We start from the raw sequence: 2,042 nt of genomic DNA on the forward strand, positions 1-2,042 counted from the left end.
TGGCCCTAAGCTGCCTGATGAACAATGCGGCCATATAGACAATTGTAGACTACTTAGAAATGATGCAAACCTAATTTGAGTTTGGGGGTAGCTATACAATGTTTTCTTTAAAACCACCGAAGTGGGTCTACGTGCTATTCCTAATGGGAATATGCAGCATTGGGATCAGAGTTATACTCGATTCTCGATTTGGAAATTCTGCACTTTTGTATGTGGCTGTCCCATTTCTAGTTTCTATTCTCATTTTTCATCTTGTACCTAGCCCTCAAGATTCGAGCAAATTTAGTCGGCTTATGCTCCATTTAAAAATGGCAACGGTAATATTTTTAGGAACATCTGCATTTTTGTTCGAAGGATTTATTTGTGTACTGTTTTTTATACCCATTTATTATCTGTTTGTGATTGTTGGATATACATTTGTTGCACTTGCAGATTGGTCAGAACAACGAAATTCTCAAAAAGACACTCTCAAATCTAGCATGATACCAATCTTTGTTGCTGTTCTTGCAATTGAAGGATTATCCCCGTCAACGAGCTTTGAACGTAAAAATTACGTTCATCATGAGGTGGTGGTAGATTTAGATATTGCGAAGTTAAAATCTAATATGTCTTTGCCGTTAGAATTACCCAAAAGACGGCAATGGTTTCTCTCTATTTTTCCTCTTCCGGTAGAAGCACAAGCAGGATCACTGAAAGATGGAGACATTCATAAGCTAAAATTCCTTTATAAGAAATGGTTTTTTACGAATACTCATGAGGGGGAATTTCATCTAAAAATTGATGAAGTTGGTGATCAACATGTCAAAACTTCAGTTGTTAAAAACACAAGCTATTTGTCGAAATATCTAAAAATTAGAGGAACGGATATCGAGTTTGAGCCATTAGCAAATGGTCAAACAAAAATCTCCTTAACTATATCCTATGAGCGATTGCTTGATCCGGCTTGGTATTTTGCGCCTATGCAAGAGTATGCTGTTCAGCAGAGCGCAGATTACTTTGTTAACTCCATTTTTCTAAGAGAAACAATGTAATGTCAAAGTCTATTCAAGATGCTGCCGAAGGCGCATTCAAGGTAAATTCTCTATCAAATCTAGAAAATGCCGATCCCGTTGCAGGAAGGGTTGTTTGGGATGCTCCGCGTTCTATTTGGAATACTGGGATATTCTTGGGAGCGATAATTCTCGCTCCGATATACTTCAATATCTCGGCTCTTTTCATGTTTTTTGTTTTAACATCGGTCACCTTGTGTGCAGGCCACTCAGTAGGTTTTCACAGAAGGCTTATCCATAAAAGTTTTGATTGTCCCAAATGGCTAGAACGGGTTCTCGTTTACATGGGAACGATTGTCGGAATGGGTGGTCCTATCTGGACTATCAAACTTCATGACAGCCGAGATTGGGCGCAGAGACAGCCAGATTGTCATGCATTCCTTCGTCACGAACATGGTTTTCTCAAAGATGGATTGCTCTACCTTCATGGAAAGCTGGTTTTAGACGCCCCACCTAAATTTGATGCAGGAAAAGGGATTTCAGACGACTGGTTTTACAAATTTTTGGATAAAACATGGATGTTACACCAACTGCCTTTAGCTGGAATACTATATGCTTTGGGTGGTATGTCGTGGCTAGTGTGGGGTGTTTTTGTAAGAGTTGCAGCCTGTACGACGATGCATTGGGCAATATCATACTTTGCTCACACCCGAGGTCCTAGTGACTGGAAGGTTGAAGGTGCTGTTATACAAGCCCATAATGTTCCATTACTAGCTATTCCTACAATGGGTGAAAGCTGGCACGGAAACCATCATGCGTTTCCAAGCTCAGCGAGGCATGGATTATATCCCGAGCAAATTGATCTTGGGTGGTATTTTATCTGTTTACTTAAATTTGTTGGGCTCGCTCGAAACGTAAAAACACCGAAAGATTTACCTGCTAGAAACAATATTATTCCCACGTCAACTCGAGCTATGAATATCGTTTCGGCCGAACAGCTCACTCAATTGGAAACCAGAAAACTGCCCTAAGCTGAATGTCGCCTTTTGGCGA

2 protein-coding genes are annotated in these 2,042 nt (G+C 40.3%); both read left to right on the top strand.

The window, feature by feature from the left end:
- Positions 1 to 98: 98 nt before the first annotated feature.
- Entirely contained in the window at positions 99 to 1,031 is a 933-nt protein-coding gene (locus ACFQS8_RS14445) for a hypothetical protein (protein WP_382168658.1), read from the top strand.
- Complete coding sequence (locus ACFQS8_RS14450) at positions 1,031 to 2,020, top strand: acyl-CoA desaturase (protein ID WP_382168660.1); 990 nt, start codon at positions 1,031 to 1,033, stop codon at positions 2,018 to 2,020. Before ACFQS8_RS14445 ends, ACFQS8_RS14450 begins: the two co-directional genes overlap by 1 nt.
- The last annotated feature ends 22 nt before the right edge of the window (positions 2,021 to 2,042 follow it).

The organism is Hirschia litorea, from assembly GCF_042665075.1.
In the GTDB taxonomy this organism is placed as follows: domain Bacteria; phylum Pseudomonadota; class Alphaproteobacteria; order Caulobacterales; family Hyphomonadaceae; genus Hirschia; species Hirschia litorea.

What these genes read in the sequence shown, in the direction of transcription:
- ACFQS8_RS14445 (WP_382168658.1), top strand. Translation starts at nt 99, where the DNA reads ATGTTTTCTTTAAAACCACCGAAGTGGGTCTACGTGCTATTCCTAATG.
- ACFQS8_RS14450 (WP_382168660.1), top strand. Translation starts at nt 1,031, where the DNA reads ATGTCAAAGTCTATTCAAGATGCTGCCGAAGGCGCATTCAAGGTAAAT.